The sequence below is a fragment of the Paraniabella ginsengisoli genome (assembly GCF_022513635.1).
GTDB lineage: Bacteria > Bacteroidota > Bacteroidia > Chitinophagales > Chitinophagaceae > Niabella > Niabella ginsengisoli.
Map to the genome: position 1 here is coordinate 162,094 of NZ_JAKWBL010000002.1, position 19,872 is coordinate 181,965.

The following is a 19,872-nucleotide window of genomic DNA, read 5'->3' on the forward strand; positions in this document are numbered from 1 at the left end:
GCCTACAAAGATAGGAGACTAGAGAGAATGGTTTAAAATATTAACGTTCCTTTTCGTAAGGAAAGATTGCCTTGTAGCCCCCTGAATGAATGAGCAATAATTCACTTCCTGTTTTAATTTGACCCGTTGTAATCAACTCTTGAATGCCATAAAACAGCTTGGCCGTATAAACAAAATCAGTTGGAATACCTGTTTGGTCAAAAAGATCATTCATGAACTGTATCAGCTCAGCAGTATATTTCGCATAACCACCAAAATGATAGTTATGATTAATATGCATTTTTTCATTTTTATCTAATAACAAATTAAGTACTTCAGATTCTAAATTTGTATGATTTTTTAAAGTACTAAAGCCAAGTATTTGTGAAGCTGTTTTTTTGCTGTTTATCAATCCCGCCATCATAGTGCCTGTACCCACTGCACAGGCAACCAAGTCATATTTATCTTTGTGGTAAGGAATTGTTGCAGCGCCCGCAGCTCCTAACAGGCTGTAGCCGCCTTCGGGAATGATATAATAATCTTCACTTTTAAATGTAGCTGGTACATGTTTTTCTTTGTAATCTTCGCGGGATAAAAAAATAAATTGCATGCCAAAAGAGGCAGCTGCTTGCAATGTATGCGAGTGAATTTTCGGCTCTTCTCCCCGAATAAGTCCGATGCTTTTTATGCCAAAATTTTCACAAGCTGCTGCTGTTGCAACAATGTGGTTGGAGTATGCACCTCCAAATGTTACAACTGATTTATAACAGCCTTTGCATGCATTTTTTTCTAAATGAAATCGGAGCTTGAACCATTTATTGCCGCTGACGATCGGATTTATTTTATCCAACCTTAACACATGCACATTCACTCCATTTTTGGACAAGAATGGAACAGCTTCTGTCATAATTAAATCTTCATCAATTATCTTCATTACTATTGTACGTGTTGGCTAAATTACCTTATTTTTGAAACCATTTATTTTAAAAATACATTATTGGGCTGTTTAGCTTAATACTTAAAATGGAATAATTATTATGAAATAGCTATACGAATGGTTCATACCTAAAAGGATGATTATTTACTAGCTATTCTATGTGACAAATAAAAACAATAAAAATAAACACATGAAACCAACACTGGTGATTTTAGCAGCAGGTATGGCGTCTCGCTACGGTAGTATGAAACAGGTTGAATCTTTTGGCCCCAGCGGCGAAACGATTATGGACTATTCAGTAGCTGATGCAGTAAAGGCAGGATTTGGTAAAGTTGTTTTTTTGATACGACAGCAGTTCGAAGAAAACTTTCGTAGCCTGTTTGCGTCTAAACTTGATGGTAAAGTAGAATATGAGTTTGCATTTCAGGAATTGGACATGTACCTGAATGGAGTTGATATCCCCGCAGAGCGTACCAAACCCTGGGGTACCGGGCATGCAGTTCTTTGCACTAAAAATGTGGTAAAAACACCATTTGCGGTTATAAATGCAGATGATTTTTACGGGTTTGATGCTTTTAAAAAAGCTGTTGAGTTTTTAACTACTGATTGTGATGAAAAAACTTATTCTGTAATTGGCTACCCGTTGATGAATACTTTATCCGATCATGGAACGGTTAATCGTGGGGTGTGTGGGTTAGATGAGAAAGGCAATCTTGCAAGCGTTGTAGAGCGCATTGGTATTGGCTTAGAAGATGATAAAGTGAAAGTAACTGACGGCTTACAGCCGGATGAATTGTCAAAAGACACAGTCGTATCTATGAACTTTTGGTGTTTTCATCCATCGGTTTACGACCTGTACGAAAAAGATTTTAAGGCATTTATTAAAGAAAGCATAGCTGTTCCTAAGTCTGAGTTTTTAATTCCAGCAGTGGTTGATAACTTCATTAAAGATGGCGGCGTAGTAAAAGTTATTACTACTTCGGCACAATGGTTTGGTGTAACTTATAAAGAAGATGCTCCAGCTGTTCAAAAACAGCTAAATGGCTTAATCGAGAAAGGGGAGTATAGTACGAATCTTTGGGGTGCATAAGTGTTTTATTTTGTAAATAAAACAACTCGATTTGTGTCTTAGAATGCTACATTGCGCTTTGACGAAAAATCATAATAAAACGGTTGCCTCGTAAAGAGACAACCGTTTTTAATATCAAGTAAATAACGAATTAATTTTTATCCCACCAAACCTTGGTATTGTCATTATCTTTAGCCGAAACGGCACTATAATTGGCGGCATTCGAAGAAGACTCGGAAGTTGGATATTCGTATCTTACAGGGAAACGCGTAACATTCTGTCCCTGGAATATATCTACTGGAAGTTTCAATGCATCCAGCCTTCTGAACTCTGCGTAGCTTTCATCCATTTCCAGAAAACTGAAATGGATCCATTTTTGTATGGCTAATTGTTCCATAAATTTTGCGCCATTAAATGCATAAGCAGGCGATGCAATCATAGCAGCTACGGCTGATGCTGAAGGCTGTGCTGTAATTCGACGGCGGGATGTGAGGCTGCTATTAATATAGATGTTATAATAAAACTCAACTGAAAGTTTCATGCCATCTTCATAGTATTGTCTTGCCTTAACCATATCAGGAGCCGCGCCTGCAATCCCTTTAAAATAAGCTTCGGCTAAAAGAAACTGCACATCCGAAGCATTAATTGCAACCCCGCTTAGCAGGTTGCCATTTTGAACAAAAGCAACTGAATCAAACTTGGCTATTCTCGTCAAATCTAATCCGGTGCGGGCGTCAAATGATCCGGGTAAACCCTCATAATTAGTATAAGTGCTGGCGCTGGCCTGGCCAGGCACCACATACATTACCAATAGTCTTGGATCGGTAGCTGACTTCATCGAGTCTACCATAACTTTAGGAGCATAAAGGTTTGCCTGCCTTTCCCATAAGGCTCTCACGTAAGTCTGTCCGGCGCCGCCTGTTCCATTGGCATTTGGACCGCTGGTTTGCACTGCATTGTCTGCGTTAGACATGATTAATGGCGCGTTGGACGTAATCAAATCCTGCACTTCCATTTTTGCACGCGCCGGATCCGCTTCGGAAATTCGCATGGCGTATCGTAAGCGCAGGGAGTTAGCGAATTTTACCCATTTTGAAAGATTACCCCCAAACAAAATATCCTGTGCTGGTAAAACTCTATGAGCATCGTATTGAGCAGCTTGAAGCGTGATGGAAGATAAATCTGCTGCAGCTTGTTTTAAATCGGCTAACATAGCATAATAGATCTCGCTTTGTGGATCGAATTTCGGAGTTAAGTTGGCACCAGTACCGCCAAAAATTATACTTATTCCTGTGAAAGCTTCGCTATACGGCATGTCATCGTATACGTCGGTTGCCTGTGCGGTGGCATAGGCCTCCAGTATTTTTACAATGGGCAGGTACACCTTATATCCTTCCTGTTCTTCTATTGGAAGCTGGGAGTAAATATATTCTATACCTTTTAGGTTGTTCATTTTTTGCGTATAATACGCTCCCCATGCTCCTAAGTCAGAACGTATGTTATAATAATCCCCACTTACAGGATCGCTGTTAAAAGCCATATTTTGCAACATCGGACCAAATTTACCGATGTGATAAGTATATACATCACCATACGGTACCCTTAAGGTATTATTGATGGCTGTAGGTAGTACGTATTCAATCTGAACAGATGTAAACGCGTCCGGGTTGGGAAACAAATTATCGAGCTTTTTCTGGCATGAGGCAAATATCATCATTACTGTGAGCATTGTAATGAGAGGTCGTATTATTAATTGTATCTTTTTCATTCGTAACTGTTTTAATTCGCGGCAACGCCACTGATTTTGTGGAAGAACGCCTTATTATATATCTTAGATTGATATTTTGTTAGGGACTGATTATAAATTTGCTTTAATTGAAACTCCAAAATTTCTTGATGATGGGTTAACTGTGTACTCAAATGCGGAGTTAATAGAATTAGTACCCATACTATTGGAAGGAGCAATATTGGGGAGGGTTTTATGTAAAAAAGCAAGGTTGCGGCCTATAAAAGAAACTGAAAGCCCCTGTATGCCAATTCTGGAAACTATATTTTCCGGTAAGGTATAGGTTAGCGCAATTTCTCCCAGTCTTATAAAATTGTTTTTATAAACAGATTCTTCAGAAGAGGTGCCTCCATAACGGTTAGAATAATAGCTCGCTGCAGAAAGAATTACATCATTTGCAGATCCGTTTTCTTTTACTCCGTCAACAATAATACCATCTGTACGAGTTATAAAGCCTGAAGGCGCTGTTTGTCCGGTTTCTAAAAGTATGTTTTTGGTTCCGTCGTTATAATACGTTAATCCACCATACTCGGTATTTCTTCCAAATAAGGATTCCTTACCAACACCACTCGATAATAAATAATTGTTTGTGTAAGAAACCATGTGGCCCCCATAAGAATAATCCAGGAGCGCATAAAGTGAAATTCCACGATATGAAAGTTGGTTACTGATACCTCCATAAAACTTGGGTAAGCCATTTGCAATAAAACTTAATTCAGAATTAAATTTCGGTAACCCGTTTGCAGAAACAATGATGTTATTATTTTCATCCTTCGCAATTTTACGCATCCAAATAGTATAAGGTTCACTACCCGGTACAGCTTTGAAAGCCGCTCCAAATGGGTTGCCTAATAGGCGTTCTTCAAGTCCTGCAGCCAAAGTAAGCACTTTACGCTTGATAGTTGTACCATTTACACCCATGTTCCAAACAATATTTTGATTGCTTATAATGTCTCCGTCCAGTTGAAATTCAAAACCACGGTTAGATACAGATCCGGAATTTATACGAAAATTTTGAGCAGCACTTGATTGGGCTACATTAACTGAATTGAGCAAGTCTTTTCCTTTATTGAAATAGAAGGTCAGGTCAGCATGTATCCTTGAACGAAAAAATGATGCTTCAGTACCAAATTCGGTAGAGTAGTTTTTCTCTGCTATTACTGAAACCGGCGGGATTGATGTAGGGATACTGCTATTTATGATGGTACTGCCATTGGGTAGTTGGTAGGTTCCATAACTAAAACCAGCACTGGCAAAATATCTGCTAGGCACTGAATTACCTACCACTGCCTGCGATGCCCTGAATTTTAGATAAGTAATGGCTTTTGGTAACTGAAATGCTTCGGATGCAACAAAGCTAAGCCCCACCGAAGGGTAGAAGTAGCTACGGCTATAATCAGGTAATTTAGAAGACCAGTCATTGCGGGCTGTTGCGTTTAAGTATAAATAATTTTTAAAACTTAATTCACCCGTTCCAACAACGGCATACAAGGCCTCGCCACCTTGAGATCCGCTGGGTGCGTTAGGGGTTCCTTTATTATTGCTTAAGCTGAAAACATCACGAAATTTTAATCCGTTGGTGCTTTGTGTTGTAACGTTTCCATATTGGTTGTCGATTGTAGCTCCACCAGAAAGAGAAAGTTTGAAATCTTCACCAAGTCCATGATTGAAATTTAAAAAGCCTTGTAAATAATTTCGGTAACTGTTACCCTGGCTTACCCGGTACTGGCCTTGTAAATCGCTTGAAGAAGTCGGATCGGAGTATTGCATCCACTTTTGCTTTGTTTCCGTAACTTCATTATTGCGGGTGGTTCCGGTAATAATATTAAGGCTAACAGGTTTCGCTATTTGATAATTTACCCTAACACTAGCATTCAATTGTTCGGCTCTGTTATTAAATCTGTTTTCTCGCTGCCCCCATAATAAAGGAAGTATAATATTATCTCTTACGCTACCGTTAACATATTTCCGTAAAGAATCGGATAAATAATATCCCTGAGCACTTTTATAATGATCTTCGTACAAGCTGGTTATTTCGTTAATCGGCATAGGGAAGTTAGAACCCCTATCTAACCGTTCTGGCGGATTTTGCGTATTAGTAATGGTGTACATTACGGATGCTTCCAGTTTTATTTTTGGGCTAATCTGGAAATTTGCGCTCAGGTTTGCCGTATTACGACCTTGTTTCATATTAGGTAAGAAACCTTTATAATTAAAGTTGGTCATGGAGAAGCGTAATCCTCCTTTCTCAAATCCGCTTGAAAGACTTACATTATTGGTATTTGTAAACCCATCATTATACAAATCTTTAAAGTTATCAGGTTGAGCAACCCACGGCCGAATCTGTCCGTCCCACCACTCAACCATAGTTCCGTCCAGTTCCGGCCCGAAATTTAAGGATGAAGTATTGGATATCCATTTAGGCACACCGTCTGCATTAAATGTTGTGAAGTAAGGCAGCGAACCATTCCCAAACTCGGTTTGCCTTTCAGGGAAGTAAGCCAGTTTGTTGACTGTAAAATCAGAACGAACTTCTACACCTATTCCTTTACCTGCTTTTCTTTTTTGGTATTGATAATTATAACACCGCCTAAAGCCTGAGAGCCATATAAAGCAGCAGCATTCGCACCTTTCAACACGCTTATGCTGGCAATATCTTCTGGATTTATATTGTTAATCAAAGACCCCTTCATTCCGTTGGCAAAGCCCCTGTTGGAGTATCCGTCCTCATCATCAGTATATGGAACACCATCAAGTATAATTAAAGGTCTTTGAGATCCATCCAGCGTATTTATCCCCCTTAGGTTAATGCGGGTGCCACCCATAGGCCCACCGGAAGTATTTGATATTTGCAAGCCGGCTACTTTGCCTTGTAGGGCAGAAGCGAGGTTGTCGGTACCTGCTTTGGTAATTTGATCAGCTTTAAGTTCTGTAATAGCATAAGACAAAGCCTTTTTTCCTTGCTGATATTAAGCGCTGTAACAACAATCTCGCTTAACTCATCCGTCGATTGCTCTAATATTACCTCTATATCCTTCATTCCTGTTACGGATATTTCTTGCTGAACATAGCCAACGCCGGATATCACTAGTACGGCATTGTTATTTACCGCAAGTGAGAAGGCTCCGTCCTGGGAAGACATTGTAACGTTAGAAGTTCCTTTTTCTGTAATGGTGATATTAGAAATCGGCGCCCCCGAATTGTTCTTAATTACACCCGAAGCCGTACTGGATGTTTGAGCGTACACAGTCTGGACGCTATAAAAAAGAATTAATAGCGGCAAAAGCAATAGTTTGAAAGATCTCATTTTTTTCGAAAGTTTTTAAAATTATTAATAAGATTAAAAATAATGTTAAAAGTCAATCGCAAGTATTGATTATGCAATGGATAATATGGATTATCCTATGTTTTTTTATGCACATAAAAAAGCGCTACACAAACGGTAGCGCTTATCCGGTTTTGGCTTTAGTCGCCTCAGTTCACTTTCACCATATAGATATAGTCTTCTATTTTCTTTGTTTGCTGTGGCCTTTTCAAGCCAGTAAGCGAACTCCTGGTGTTCAGTTTAATATCTTTTAAAGCGGCGTCTCCGCCTTTTTTAACTTTTAAATCATTTAACGCATTAAAGATACTTCGGCTTTGTACAGCGAAAGCCACACCTTCAGCATCTTTCTGTCTTGCATTTAAAATGCCAATAACTTCTCCGTCGCTATTTAAAACAGGGCTTCCGCTATTACCTCTGTCGGCACGTATATCTATCTGGCAGCTCATTGTATCTCCATTATAGCCGGTTTTAGAACTCAAATAACCCTGACCATATACGATCTCTTCTCTTGGATAACCCAAGGTAAATATAGGCTCAGCAAGATCGCTTGTTTTCTTTGTGAAACTATAAGGTGTGCCGGGCAAAGGCTTAAAATCAGGATCATCTATTTTAACAATGGCTATATCGGTTTCAGCGTTGCTGTATACCACTCTTGCAATGAATTCTTTTCCATCAATATTTTGAACGGCTACATTTTGAGCCTCAGCAACTACATGGTTGTTTGTAACTAAATAGCCTTTCCCATCAATTAAAAAGCCAGTGCCACTATTTGTATAAGGAATTTCTGGTGTAGTTATAGATACACCATTTTGTTTAAGATTTTTTATTTCCCTATCCTGAATTCTTGATTTCTGAGCAAGTGTATTAATATCTTTTTCAGTATTTCAAACTGATTTGTAGGGGCTTTTGGTGTTACGGATCCGACAATTCCGCTAACAATGAGGGCTGTGATGCCTGCGATGGATGCTGCAATGGCCGCAGTCTTTTTAAATTTATTAAATATATAAAGAACCCGGCCGCCTTTAGGTTTTTCCGCATCAATCTTTCCTTGTGCTGAAAGACTATGATGAACTTCATTTAACGAAGTCTGGAATTTTTGCCATTGGTTGAAACGGTTCATTTTTTGAACAAACAAAGTATGTTCAACCACCATTTGATCTACTTCACTATCTGCCTTGCGTAAATTTTCAAAATGAAGCCGCTCGTCAGGATTCATATCACCCATTATATACCGTTCAACGGCATCTAACAGTATAATATTATTTTGTTGATCATTCATCACTTAATCGGATTTTTATATTGAGAAAAGAATATTTTCTTTAAACGCATCAGGCACTTGTATTTCTGAGTTTTTGCATTTTCGGCATTTGTATAACCAAAACTTTCTGCAATTTCCTGCATACTGTTATTCTTAAAATAAAACGACTCCAGCAAACTTTTACAAGGTTCTCCTAAATTGTTGATAGCTGTATGCATCATATCAAATTCTGCATCTTTCTGTTCATGTTCTACAACATCATCTTCAACAGTTATCTGTGTTTCGTTGGTATCATCAAAATCGATATTGCGCCTGTTGCTCTGATTCAGTTTCTTTAACCAAAGCCTTCTGGCTACAGAGTAGAGATAGGTACGTATCTGGCAATTTAATTCAAAACTTCCCGAACGTGCTTTATCAAATAAAACCATCATCGCTTCCTGAAAAATATCTTTGGCATCGTCAATGGTTCCATTATTATTCACTACCAGTGATTGAACCAGGTTATAATTCTGGCTATAGATCACTTCAACCGATTTTTTGTCGTTACGAGCTAATCCTTTCAATAAACTTAATTCCTGTTCTAATGTAGAATCTTTCAACCTATGATATTTTAATACTAATTTTTAAAAATAGTAACCCTTTCTCAGTCAGAAAAAAATATTTATTTCTAAGGGTTACTATTTACTGGAAATGGTATTAACTATTTTAACCCCTAAACCTCAAAATTTATGAAAAAGTTATTCTTTTTATTGGCAATCAGTTCTTTAGGCTTTGTAGCTTGTAATAATGCAGCAGATGGAGACAGCACTGAAGATACAACTTTGGTGACTACGGATAGTTCAGCTATTGATCCCACTTTAGGGAATCCTCCTGTTAACCCTACCGATACGATGGTTAACCTGGATACAACTACCACTCCAACTGATACGACTGTTCGTTAATAACAGATTTTATTCGGCAAGCAATATAGAGGGCCATTCTGGAAACGGAATGGCTTTTTTTATTTTAATTCAGAAATATTTCGTCAAAAAATATCCAGGCCTTCTCGCCTTTACCAGGATGCCAGTTGGGAAGACTTTTAACTTGTTTTACAATAAGTTTGATCACTTTTAGCCTGCTAATAGGGAACGTCGCCGTAAAATTTTCAAGGTGAGAAGAGCTGTTGGAAGTAGGTTGAAGGGGTGTTGTTTTGGAAAGTAATTGGAGCGATTCGGTGTTTTCGCCACCCCAAACCTGAATTTCAGCAGGTGGCATAATATAGCTTCCTGCATCTACCAGCATATTGAAATTTACAGAACTAATATTTACCGGCTGTTTGAAAAGTAAATATGCCTCCAGGTTATTGTCTTTGTAACCAACCCACTCAGCTGTATTGAAATTGGTGGATCCTAAAGTTTCATCAAAAAACGCTTTTCCCTTTTTAGCTTTAACAATATAACGTGGATTTGGATCTGTAAGCAAATGAATACTATCCGGCTTCAACCCACTTTTATAAAAACCGGAAGATGCGTTGTCACTGCTGATCCATCCTTTCAAAAAAACTTTTGCGTTGACAATGGTAGATTTATTAATAGAAAAAGGTTTTTTATATACTGGCGAGCTTATGCTATCGGGTACAGAGCCGTCCAATGTGTACCTTGTACTGGCGCCACCGATCGGGCTTTTAATCGTTATAACTGAAGTCTTATTAAATATATTTTTATCCTTGTCAGCCTTTATAAATGGAGTAGGCAACTTAGCTATTACAGTATCACCGTTATATCCCAAGCCAAAATTTGTGTTAGGAAAGTTTGCCTTTAACGATGCAACATCTTTATTAGAAATAGCCGTATTCCAAACTTTTACCGATTTCAATGTTTTTACTTGCATTAAAGGCTTAAGCTGGTTGGCACTTACGCTTGTACCCGAAAGCGATAATTGCTTTAGATGTTTCAGGCTTGTTAAATATTTTAATCCATCTCCTTTTATAGCTGTAAATGCCAGATTCAAATCTCTTAAATTAGTGAAGTTTCCAATTGCTTTCAGGTCTTCATCTTTAACCGGCATTTTAGCCAGGTGAAGGGAGACGATATTGTCTTTGATCTGGTCAAGATCTTTTAACTGTTCACTTTTAAACTGCGCCACTCCATAAAAGTTAACAGAAAGGGCCGGAGATGCAGTAGCAAGCGGAGTGATCACTCTGTATTCGGTATTCAACTGGGTAATGGTGCCTTCATCTACGCTTGCAAAATCATACACTTCAACATCTGGAGATTTAAAGAAGGTCGCAGCAAGTACTCGCAAGGAATCGTTGCCCGGTAATTCGATTACTTTTTTAGTAAAACTTGCTCCGTCTTTTATCCATAAATGTAATATACGAGCCTCTTCTTCTGTTAATTGTGGTTTTCCTTTAGGAGGCATGTGATCTTCATCATCAACAGGTAAATGAATGCGTTGCATCATCAGCCCCAAATCAACAGCAGTAGTGTCCCACAACTTTCCGTTCTTCCCACCTTTAAGCAGCAGTTCTCTTGTTTCCATAATCAACTCGCCTTTGGCTTTACTGGTGTTGTGACAGCTCATACATTTTTTTCAATAATAGGTTGAACGAGGTGCGCATAAATCACTGCGTCTTCCAAAGGAACAGCTGGCTGTTCGTTAGAAGCAAGTATTGGTGATAAAAGGAAATCTTCTCCATGTGTAATATTGGCACCTTTGTGACCGGCAATCAACAAAACGATCGTAGCGCATAGGCCAATAGCTGTGGTAGCTATTTTTTTTTCGAATTGATTCTTTTAATCCATACCACATAAAGCTGATGAAGGCACAAGCTACACCAGTCCATTTATGAACATCAATGGCATTGCTCTCATATCCTTCCTCTTTCGATAAGAAAAGCCCCATTAAAGCTGCCACTACCGTTGTAAGTGCAGCGGCAAGCAACAACCAGTCTGCAATGTCTTTTAACATTGCCTGCTTTGGTGATACAATAAGCATTTCGAAGAGAAATGCCAGCAACAATAAAACAATAGGAAAGTGCAGTACCAATGGATGCGCTCTTCCGAATGTCTGTAAAAACGTCGGTACTATAAATTGATTTCCAAAAATCAATAGAAAAAGTAAAAGGCAATTGAGAACGATACAAAAATTAAAAATGATACTTTGCCATTTCCACTGCTTCATATACGATTTGTTTTCCTGTTATTATACCAATTCTAATTTATATGGATAAACCTTACCCGAGTTCCATTGTGCTACATAAAGATTTTCTTCGTCATCGATACAAACGTCATGCGGATAATCAAACGCACGAACGCTTTGAGACATTTCCTGCAACTTACCAGATTCGTATGTTGGCTCGCTACCTGCAAGATTTGATATTACTTTATTGTTTTTGTCAAGAATGGTAACAAAGCCGGATTTTTGTGATTGCCTATTATTGCTTTGTAAAACGGCTGCGTATAAAAAATCGCCATGTATTACCGGGCGACAAACCCAGGCTCCCGGCATCTCAATGGTATCAATATAAACTCCGTCTAATGTAAATCTCTTGAAAGCATTTTGTTGTCTTGATGTTACTATAAGAATAGGTTTTTTGTTTCGATTGTCAATACAAATGCCATGCGCATTGAGTAGGTGTTGAGGCTGATCGCCTTTGCCGCCAAAATGCCTGATGTATGCTCCTTTATGATTGTATTGGATCACAAAATCTTTTCCATATCCGTCTACCACGTAAATGTCTCCGTTTGGTGCAATAGCTGTTTCTGTAGGAACATATTCTTCAGGCTTTGTGTACTGTCCGGTTTCTTTAGGATAATCAAGCGTTAATAATACTTTGCCATCGATAGTTGTTTTAACAACCTGATGGCGTTTATTGTCGCAAATAAAAAGCACATCTTTTCCGTTTTCATTAAACAGCGTAAGCCCGTGTGCGCCGGGATATTCAGTTCCCCATGAGCTAAGGTATTTGCCGTTTTTATCATAAATAATTACATTGTTTTTGGTTTCATTCGTAAGCAGCAAAATGCGGCCTTTACTATCCTGTACCATTTCATGGCAATCATTAACCGGATTTTTGGCTACATCAGCACGGCTCCACTTGGTATTGATTTTATATCGTTTGCTTCCGTGTCCCAAAATCACATCGTTCTTTATCAACCATTCTGGTACACACATAGCACCTGTTACGCTTAAAGCAGTATTTTGCAGAAATGTTTTCCTGTTCATATTTTTAGTTGACAGATGACAGATAATAGATGGACAGTCTTGTCAACCGTCAACTATCATTTGTCATCTTGAATTAAGCAATCAAATCTTTTGCAACTTTTCCCGCTACATCTGTTAACCGGTAACGGCGCCCCAGATGTTTATACACCAGCTTTTCATGGTCAAGTCCCATTAAATGAAGAGCTGTTGCATGAAAATCATGTACGTGAATTGGATTTGATACAATGTTGTAACCAAACTCATCTGTTTCTCCATATACCCCTGGCTTTACGCCACCGCCAGCCATCCACATAGTAAAGCAGCGCGGATGATGGTCGCGACCATAGCTGGTTGCTGTCAATGGTCCCTGGCTATAATTCGTACGCCCAAACTCTCCGCCCCAGATCACCAGCGTTTCGTCAAGCATACCTCTTTGTTTAAGATCGGTTACCAGGGCTGCCGATGCCTGATCTGTATCTTTACATTGGCCTTTCATTTCATTTGGCAGGTTGCCGTGCGAGTCCCAGCCCTGGTGATATATTTGCACAAAGCGCACTCCGCTTTCAGATAACTTTCTTGCCAGCAAACAATTGGCAGCATAAGTGCCCGGAACCAGACATTCCGGCCCATAAAGTTTAATGATCGATTCTGGTTCTTTACTAAGATCGGTAACCTCTGGCACGGCAGTTTGCATGCGATAGGCCATTTCGTACTGTTGTATCTTTGCTTTTATTTCCGGATCGCCTGCGTCCTCAAAACCCTCGTTATTTAATTCAGCAAGATTATCAAGCATTTTTCTTCTTTCTTCTTTAGCCATTCCATCTGGATCATTCAGATATAGAACAGGATTTTCGCCATTACTAAATTGCACGCCCTGGTGAATCGAATCTAAAAATCCATTGCTCCAAAGTTTTGAATATACGCCCTGGCCATTTCCTTTTCCTTTAGAAAGCAGTACGCAATAAGCCGGGAGATTCTTGTTCTCGCTACCCAACCCATAGCTTAGCCAGGCTCCCATACTAGGACGGTTGCCTACCTGGGCGCCCGTTTGAAAAAACGTAAGGGCCGGATCGTGATTAATCGCATCAGTGTGGATGCTTTTGATAATACACAAATCATCTACAATCTTTGAAGTAGGGAAGCAGTTCACTCACCCATACGCCGTTTTGTCCATATTGATCAAAATTAAAAACACTGCCGGCCAGCGGAAATTTGGCCTGATTAGCTGTCATGCCCGTAAGCCTTTGCCCTTGTCGTATGGATTCCGGCAGATCCTGACCTTGCATTTCGCGCAATTTGGGCTTGGGATCAAAAGTCTCTAATTGAGATGGACCTCCGTTTTGAAACAGGTATATAATGCGCTTTGCTTTAGGAGCAAAATGCGGCAGGCCTGATATAATTGCTTCTTCGGTATCTTTTGCTGAAAAAAATCTGGAATTAATAAACTGCCCAATGCAGCACCTCCAATACCCATTCCCAACTTAGTCAGAAACCGGCGGCGGTTTACATTAAGACTGTGCTCTATAATTTCTTTTTCCATTTTATTTTTTTGGTCCGTCAACTTTTATCTGTCACTGTCATCTAATATTACACTTTCACTATGGCCTCTTCCATGTTGTAGATCATGGTTATCACACGCATCAGGGCAGCGGTTTTAGCAATATCTGTAGGATTGCCTTTGTGGGGATATTCACCAACATCAATTACGTTTTGTGCCACTTCTTTCTTCTTGCTAAATAGGTTTAGCTGATCTTTATAATATTTTTTCAATATGTCAAGTTCTTTAGTCTCTGGCTGGCGGCAGATGATACTTTGAAACGCTGTATTAATAGCTTTATCCGCATCTTTTTCTTTTTCAGAAAGATTTTCCGCAAACACCCTTGATGCTTCAAGTACGGTAGGGTCGTTCATCATTACCAGGGCCTGAAGCGGTGTGCTGGTATTGGTTCTTTGCACCTCACATTGATCGCGGTTGCTGGCATCGAAAATAATCATCGAAGGTGGAGGTACCGTAAGTTTGATAAACGTGTAAATACCTCTTCTATATAAATCTTCGCCATTATCCTGTCGATAAACGGTCAGTGTTCCGCGTCCTGAAGTTGCACCTTCCCAAAGTCCTTTAGGTTGATAAGGTTTTACGCTTGGTCCACCAATTTCTTTGATCAATAATCCGCTGCTTCCTAACACCATGTCCCGGATAGTTTCTGCCTGAAGCCTGATGCGTGGAGCGCGGGCATAGAAAAGGTTATCGGGGTCTTTTTCTAAATGTTCTTTTTTAATATTAGATGATTGCCGGTAAGTGGCAGACATTAGTATCTTTTTGATCAGTCTTTTTATATCCCATTTATGTTCCATAAAGTCAACAGCCAGCCAATCAAGAAGCTCGGGATGGGTTGGAAGGTTTCCCTGCATTCCAAAATCACCTATGGATTTAACAATGCCTTTTCCAAAAAGCTGTTCCCACATCTGGTTTACAAATACGCGAGCTGTAAGTGGATTTCTTTTGTCTATTGTCCATTTTGCAAGGCCTAACCTGTTTTTAGGATATTTAGTTGTATCAAAATCCATTACTGCAGGTAGTGCGCCAGCTGTAACTACTTCACCATGCTGGTCATATACACCTCTTTCCAAAATATAGGTTGTGCGCATAGTGTCCTCCAGTTCTCCCATTACCGACACCTGTATGGTGCCCGTATCTTTTCGGTTGATAAATTTTAGCAGGTTCTTAGTATCGTAATCAGAGAGTTTTAGAATTGGGGTTTTAGCAGGTTCGGAACCCACCAATCCTTCGAGTCCCTTTTCTTTGCTGTTATTAAAAAAGGCAAACATTTTATAATAATCTTTCTGCGAAATGGGATCATATTTATGGTCGTGACATTGGGCACATTCAACTGTAAGGCCCAATACACCTTTTGTGTAAGTTTTTACCTTATCTAAATTATACTCAACCCTGTATTCTTCGGGAATTACACCACCTTCTTCGGTATATTTATGATTGCGCAAAAATGCTGTAGCCAGAGTTTTTTCTTTTGATGAGTCGGGCAACATATCGCCTGCAAGCTGCCATGTCAGGAATTGATCATAAGGCATGTTTTTATTAAAGGCATGAATTACCCAATCGCGGTAGGGCCATTGCGTTCTGCGGTCATCATCCTGGTACCCATAACTGTCTGCATACCTGGAAACATCTAACCAATGGATGGCCATTTTTTCTCCAAACTGAGGACTAGCCATCAACTTGTCAATTGCTTTTTCATAAGCATCTTCGCTTTTGTCTGCGTCATATTGTTTCTGCAGCTGTAAATTGGGTAAAAGGCCGGTAAGGTCTAATGATATTCTTTTTAGCAGGGTTTCTTTATCAGCTTCTTCGCTGGGACTAAAATCTTTTAATTGCATTTTATCCGCAATAAAATAATCAATCTCGTTTCTGGCCCAGTCTTTATCGTCAATTTCAGGTAATGTTGCTTTTTCAGGGGATGTAAAGGCCCAATGTTTTTCATATTTAGCCCCCTGCTCTATCCACTTCGTTAATACGGTTATTTCTTGCTCGCTTAATAAACCCAAGTGAGACTCCGGCGTTGGCATTTGATAGGCAGGATCGGTAGAAGTGATCCTTTTTATAAGTTCTGAAGAATCGGGTTTGCCAGGAACAATAGCAAATGCACCTTTGGTTTCTTTTAATGGCGCTTTGGCAAATTGTTCAATATCCAGACGAAATCCTGCTTCCTGTTTGTTTTTATCAGGCCCGTGACAGGCAAAGCATTTGTCTGAAAGTATCGGACGGACATCATAGTTATAACTAATCTTATCTGATTTCGCTATTTTTTTGATTTGTTTTCGCAAGCAGAAATAGCAAATAGGAGAGTTACTGCTACTATAATAATAGATGCAATTGCAATCTGAAGTTTCATCCCACTAAAGGTAATGCATATTTTTTGGACTATTTTCATATATAAATTGCGTGTTTTGGAAGGCGAAAGCTTTGCGAGCTAATTAGCATTCCCATAATAATGCAATCGAAGATTCTTGTAAAATTACCTGTTATATCCATTTTTATAAATGGACTTTACTGTAAAAATGATGGATTATGCTATGATAATATGCATTTTATTGTTAAGAGGTCGATAGCTTGGAATAGAAAAAAACAAATCCCCTTCAGCCAAAAGTGTAACAAACTAATTTGAGAGTAAGGTATAAATCTCTTAAAAACGCTGCTATCTTATTTTTTAATCAATTGATAATAAATTATTTATTTAATATTTATATAATATCTAGCTCATTTAAAAAGAGAATGAAACAGGAACAGCACTCGTTTTATAAGTTGTATGCTTTGAGTGCATGACTGATAATAAAATTTAATCTATTAGTTGTTTATATTACCTTTGCAGTCTTTTTATGATAACATTTGAATCGTTAGGGATTGAGGAAGGATTACTTCAATCTCTTGAAACCATTGGTTTCGTTACCCCAACCCCAATACAAGAACAAGCTATTCCAGTTTTACTACAAGGAACAAAAGATTTTGTGGGTTTGGCGCAAACAGGCACAGGTAAAACTGCGGCATTTGGTTTGCCATTAATACAGTTAATTGATAAAAGCCAGCGCATACCACAGGCGTTAATTATATGTCCAACAAGAGAACTATGCCTGCAAATAACGACCGATCTCGAAAAATTTGCCGGTAAAAGCAAAGTAGGTATAACTGCCGTATATGGAGGAACATCTATAACCCTGCAGATTCGCGATTTGAAAAGAGGTACGCATGTGGTAGTTGCTACTCCGGGCAGATTAATAGATCTTATCGAAAGGAAAGCAATTAATCTGGAAGATATCAATTACGTAGTTCTTGATGAGGCAGATGAAATGCTGAACATGGGCTTTAAAGAGGATATTGAATTTATTCTTAAAGAAACCGTGAATCGCCACAGTATGTGGTTGTTTAGTGCCACCATGCCCCCTGAAATTCGTCAGGTAAGCAAGCGCTTTATGGATAAGCCGGCAGAAATTTCTGTTGGCAAAATGAATTCTACTAATAGTAATATCGATCATCAGTATGTTTCAACGCAGCATGTAAACCGTTACGAAACATTAAAACGGATTATCGATTTTAATCCTGGTATTTATGGAATTATTTTTACCAGAACAAAAGCCGACGCTCAAAATATAACCGAACAATTAGTACGTGAAGGTTATGATATAGATGCATTGCACGGAGATTTGACACAGGCGCAGCGTGATAAAGTGATGGGTCGTTTCCGCGAAAAATCGTTGCAATTATTGATTGCTACTGATGTAGCAGCACGAGGAATTGATGTGAAGGATATCACGCACGTAATTAATTATGAATTGCCGGACGACACTGAGGTGTACACGCATAGAAGCGGACGAACAGGTAGGGCTGGGAAAAGTGGAGTTTCTACTTCTATCGTTACACCCAGAGAAGTATATCGTTTAAGACAAATTGAAAAGCTGGTAAATAATAAGTTTCATAAAATGGATATACCAAGTGGCAAAGATGTTTGCCGCAAGCAGTTTTTCCATTTTATTGATAAGATGTTGAAGGCTGATATTAGCCACGGTGAATACGAAACTTATCTTCCTGTGTTGAAAGAAAAGTTTGAAGGCGTTGAAAAAGAAGAAATCTTACAGCGCGTGGCAGCATTAGAGTTTGACAGATTTTTGAAGTATTATGAAAACGCCGCTGATCTTAACCAGCGCAATGACAGGGAAAGAGATGCGAAAGGGCCTCGTGAAAGACAAACTGGTAAACCATTTGCAAGAAACGGAAATTATCAACGCTTGTTTGTAAATCTGGGAACTAAAGATGGTTTTTATAAAGCCAGCTTCCTTCAGTTTATACTTGATATGAGCGGGTTGAAAAAAGACGTATTGGGCAATATCGATATGAAAGAAATGAATAGCTGGGTTGAAATCGATCCTGCTGCCGGTAAAAAAATGATCCAGGCAATGGACGGAAAAAACTATCGTGGTAGAAAAATCCGTATGAATGATGCGGCCACTGGCGGCGGCGGCGGAAGACGTAAATAAACATATCACAAAATAATTATTACGCCGGAGCAGTTTGTTCCGGCTTTTTTGTGACTATACTTGAACTGCATCAACTTTTATTTATGATAAAATACCATGCATTATATTTATAGAAACAAAAGCTGTATGAATTTTGAATTAACCGAAGAGCAACTGATAATACAAAAAGCCGCCCGCGATTTTGCACAAAGCGTATGCCTGCCTGGCGTTATTGAGCGGGATGAGCAACAAAAATTTCCAAAGGAACAAATTTCTCAACTTGCCGATCTTGGTTTTTTAGGCATGATGGTGCCAGAAAAATATGGAGGAGCAGGCATGGATACGATCAGTTATGTATTGGCGATGGAAGAAATATCAAAAGTTGATGCAAGTGTTAGTGTGTGCATGAGCGTGAATAATAGCCTTGTTTGTTATGGATTGGAAGCTTATGGAACGGAAGCGCAAAAGCAAAAATACCTGACACCTTTAGCGCAAGGGAAAAAAGATGGTGAATTATATATCGGTGCATTTATGCTAAGCGAACCGGAAGCCGGCAGCGACGCCACTTCGCAGCGAACAACTGCCGAAGATAAAGGAGATTATTATTTACTGAATGGTACAAAAAACTGGATCACCAATGGCAGTTCAGCATCTGTATATTTAGTAATGGCACAAACTGATATGGCTAAAGGATCGAAAGGGATAAATACGCTTATTGTTGAGAAAGATTGGCCTGGAGTGACGGTTGGTGCAAAAGAAAATAAATTAGGTATTCGCGGTAGCGATACGCACACGGTTATGTTTACTGATGTGAAAGTGCCGAAAGAAAACAGGGTGGGAGATGATGGCTTTGGTTTTGCATTTGCCATGAAGACTTTGGCCGGAGGCCGTATTGGCATTGCATCCCAAGCTCTAGGCATCGCATCCGGCGCTTATGAATTGGCTAAAGAATATGCAAAAACACGTAAAGCCTTTGGAACAGAAATTATGAACCACCAGGCTATTGCGTTTAAGCTAGCTGACATGCATATGAAAATTGATGCTGCCAGGTTGCTTTGTTTAAAGGCTGCCTGGGAAAAAGACAATCATAAAGATTACACTATCAGTTCATCTATGGCTAAACTATATTCCTCTGAAACAGCGATGTGGACTGCAATTGAAGCAGTTCAGGTGCATGGCGGTTATGGTTATGTAAAAGAATACCATGTGGAACGCCTGATGCGCGATGCAAAAATTACACAGATTTATGAAGGTACCAGCGAAGTGCAGCGTATTGTTATTAGCCGCGGGATTTTGAAATAATCTG

The 19,872-nt window shown here is 39.2% G+C and carries 17 protein-coding genes and 1 pseudogene; 4 read left to right on the top strand and 14 right to left on the bottom strand.

Going from position 1 to position 19,872, the window contains the following annotated elements; all coding sequences use genetic code 11:
- Positions 1-40: 40 nt before the first annotated feature.
- Positions 41-913 carry a 1-aminocyclopropane-1-carboxylate deaminase/D-cysteine desulfhydrase gene (locus tag MKP09_RS11975; RefSeq protein WP_240830239.1) on the bottom strand — a complete coding sequence of 291 codons (873 nt, stop codon included), beginning with the start codon at positions 911-913 and terminating at the stop codon, positions 41-43.
- Between the two features lie 193 nt (positions 914-1,106).
- Between MKP09_RS11975 and MKP09_RS11980 the strand changes: the two genes are divergently transcribed.
- Positions 1,107-2,006: a sugar phosphate nucleotidyltransferase gene (locus tag MKP09_RS11980; protein WP_240830240.1), complete on the top strand. Its 900-nt coding sequence runs from the start codon at positions 1,107-1,109 to the stop codon at positions 2,004-2,006.
- 130 nt (positions 2,007-2,136) lie between these two features.
- Here MKP09_RS11980 and MKP09_RS11985 read toward each other — a convergent pair whose 3' ends face one another.
- The 7 genes from MKP09_RS11985 to MKP09_RS12015 form a co-directional block, all read right to left on the bottom strand.
- On the bottom strand, positions 2,137-3,753 hold the full coding sequence (locus MKP09_RS11985; protein ID WP_240830241.1) for a SusD/RagB family nutrient-binding outer membrane lipoprotein: 1,617 nt from the start codon (positions 3,751-3,753) through the stop codon (positions 2,137-2,139).
- Between the two features lie 90 nt (positions 3,754-3,843).
- Positions 3,844-6,198, bottom strand: coding sequence for a SusC/RagA family TonB-linked outer membrane protein (locus MKP09_RS11990; protein ID WP_240830242.1), 2,355 nt, complete (start codon positions 6,196-6,198; stop codon positions 3,844-3,846).
- 113 nt (positions 6,199-6,311) lie between these two features.
- Positions 6,312-6,719: a TonB-dependent receptor plug domain-containing protein gene (locus tag MKP09_RS11995; protein ID WP_240830243.1), complete on the bottom strand. Its 408-nt coding sequence runs from the start codon at positions 6,717-6,719 to the stop codon at positions 6,312-6,314.
- Complete coding sequence (locus MKP09_RS12000) at positions 6,632-7,018, bottom strand: carboxypeptidase-like regulatory domain-containing protein (RefSeq protein ID WP_240830244.1); 387 nt, start codon at positions 7,016-7,018, stop codon at positions 6,632-6,634. Before MKP09_RS12000 ends, MKP09_RS11995 begins: the two co-directional genes overlap by 88 nt.
- Positions 7,019-7,245: 227 nt before the next feature.
- Positions 7,246-7,965: a S1C family serine protease gene (locus MKP09_RS12005; RefSeq protein WP_317235338.1), complete on the bottom strand. Its 720-nt coding sequence runs from the start codon at positions 7,963-7,965 to the stop codon at positions 7,246-7,248.
- Positions 7,920-8,375 carry a hypothetical protein gene (locus MKP09_RS12010; RefSeq protein WP_240830245.1) on the bottom strand — a complete coding sequence of 152 codons (456 nt, stop codon included), beginning with the start codon at positions 8,373-8,375 and terminating at the stop codon, positions 7,920-7,922. The genes MKP09_RS12005 and MKP09_RS12010 overlap by 46 nt, the downstream gene beginning before the upstream one ends.
- Complete coding sequence (locus MKP09_RS12015) at positions 8,375-8,953, bottom strand: RNA polymerase sigma factor (RefSeq protein ID WP_240830246.1); 579 nt, start codon at positions 8,951-8,953, stop codon at positions 8,375-8,377. The genes MKP09_RS12010 and MKP09_RS12015 overlap by 1 nt, the downstream gene beginning before the upstream one ends.
- Positions 8,954-9,082: 129 nt before the next feature.
- Between MKP09_RS12015 and MKP09_RS12020 the strand changes: the two genes are divergently transcribed.
- Positions 9,083-9,295 carry a hypothetical protein gene (locus tag MKP09_RS12020; RefSeq protein WP_240830247.1) on the top strand — a complete coding sequence of 71 codons (213 nt, stop codon included), beginning with the start codon at positions 9,083-9,085 and terminating at the stop codon, positions 9,293-9,295.
- 64 nt (positions 9,296-9,359) lie between these two features.
- Here MKP09_RS12020 and MKP09_RS12025 read toward each other — a convergent pair whose 3' ends face one another.
- The 6 genes and pseudogenes from MKP09_RS12025 to MKP09_RS12050 form a co-directional block, all read right to left on the bottom strand.
- Complete coding sequence (locus MKP09_RS12025) at positions 9,360-10,916, bottom strand: chitobiase/beta-hexosaminidase C-terminal domain-containing protein (RefSeq protein ID WP_240830248.1); 1,557 nt, start codon at positions 10,914-10,916, stop codon at positions 9,360-9,362.
- Positions 10,917-10,991: 75 nt separating this feature from the next.
- A complete protein-coding gene (locus tag MKP09_RS12030) occupies positions 10,992-11,516 on the bottom strand; it encodes a DUF2231 domain-containing protein (RefSeq protein WP_240830249.1) in 525 nt (174 codons plus the stop codon).
- 21 nt (positions 11,517-11,537) lie between these two features.
- Positions 11,538-12,560 carry a 6-bladed beta-propeller gene (locus MKP09_RS12035; protein ID WP_240830250.1) on the bottom strand — a complete coding sequence of 341 codons (1,023 nt, stop codon included), beginning with the start codon at positions 12,558-12,560 and terminating at the stop codon, positions 11,538-11,540.
- A gap of 73 nt (positions 12,561-12,633) precedes the next feature.
- Positions 12,634-13,939, bottom strand: a pseudogene (locus MKP09_RS12040) (DUF1501 domain-containing protein).
- A complete protein-coding gene (locus MKP09_RS12045; protein WP_240830251.1) occupies positions 13,858-14,079 on the bottom strand; it encodes a twin-arginine translocation signal domain-containing protein in 222 nt (73 codons plus the stop codon). The pseudogene MKP09_RS12040 and the gene MKP09_RS12045 overlap by 82 nt, the downstream one beginning before the upstream one ends.
- A gap of 47 nt (positions 14,080-14,126) precedes the next feature.
- The gene (locus tag MKP09_RS12050; RefSeq protein ID WP_240830252.1) at positions 14,127-16,382 is read right to left on the bottom strand and encodes a PSD1 and planctomycete cytochrome C domain-containing protein; all 2,256 of its coding nucleotides are present in this window, start codon (positions 16,380-16,382) and stop codon (positions 14,127-14,129) included.
- A gap of 552 nt (positions 16,383-16,934) precedes the next feature.
- Here MKP09_RS12050 and MKP09_RS12055 point away from each other — a divergent pair.
- Both MKP09_RS12055 and MKP09_RS12060 read left to right on the top strand, forming a co-directional pair.
- On the top strand, positions 16,935-18,587 hold the full coding sequence (locus MKP09_RS12055) for a DEAD/DEAH box helicase (protein ID WP_240830253.1): 1,653 nt from the start codon (positions 16,935-16,937) through the stop codon (positions 18,585-18,587).
- A 126-nt stretch (positions 18,588-18,713) separates the two neighbouring features.
- Positions 18,714-19,868 (top strand): acyl-CoA dehydrogenase family protein, encoded by a 1,155-nt coding sequence (locus tag MKP09_RS12060; protein ID WP_240830254.1) that lies wholly within the window; start codon positions 18,714-18,716, stop codon positions 19,866-19,868.
- Positions 19,869-19,872 lie beyond the last annotated feature (4 nt).

What these genes read in the sequence shown, in the direction of transcription:
- MKP09_RS11980 (WP_240830240.1), top strand. Translation starts at nt 1,107, where the DNA reads ATGAAACCAACACTGGTGATTTTAGCAGCAGGTATGGCGTCTCGCTAC.
- MKP09_RS12025 (WP_240830248.1), bottom strand. Translation starts at nt 10,916, where the DNA reads ATGAGCTGTCACAACACCAGTAAAGCCAAAGGCGAGTTGATTATGGAA.
- MKP09_RS11975 (WP_240830239.1), bottom strand. Translation starts at nt 913, where the DNA reads ATGAAGATAATTGATGAAGATTTAATTATGACAGAAGCTGTTCCATTC.
- MKP09_RS12010 (WP_240830245.1), bottom strand. Translation starts at nt 8,375, where the DNA reads ATGAATGATCAACAAAATAATATTATACTGTTAGATGCCGTTGAACGG.
- MKP09_RS12035 (WP_240830250.1), bottom strand. Translation starts at nt 12,560, where the DNA reads ATGAACAGGAAAACATTTCTGCAAAATACTGCTTTAAGCGTAACAGGT.
- MKP09_RS12045 (WP_240830251.1), bottom strand. Translation starts at nt 14,079, where the DNA reads ATGGAAAAAGAAATTATAGAGCACAGTCTTAATGTAAACCGCCGCCGG.
- MKP09_RS12060 (WP_240830254.1), top strand. Translation starts at nt 18,714, where the DNA reads ATGAATTTTGAATTAACCGAAGAGCAACTGATAATACAAAAAGCCGCC.
- MKP09_RS12055 (WP_240830253.1), top strand. Translation starts at nt 16,935, where the DNA reads ATGATAACATTTGAATCGTTAGGGATTGAGGAAGGATTACTTCAATCT.
- MKP09_RS11985 (WP_240830241.1), bottom strand. Translation starts at nt 3,753, where the DNA reads ATGAAAAAGATACAATTAATAATACGACCTCTCATTACAATGCTCACA.
- MKP09_RS12020 (WP_240830247.1), top strand. Translation starts at nt 9,083, where the DNA reads ATGAAAAAGTTATTCTTTTTATTGGCAATCAGTTCTTTAGGCTTTGTA.
- MKP09_RS12030 (WP_240830249.1), bottom strand. Translation starts at nt 11,516, where the DNA reads ATGAAGCAGTGGAAATGGCAAAGTATCATTTTTAATTTTTGTATCGTT.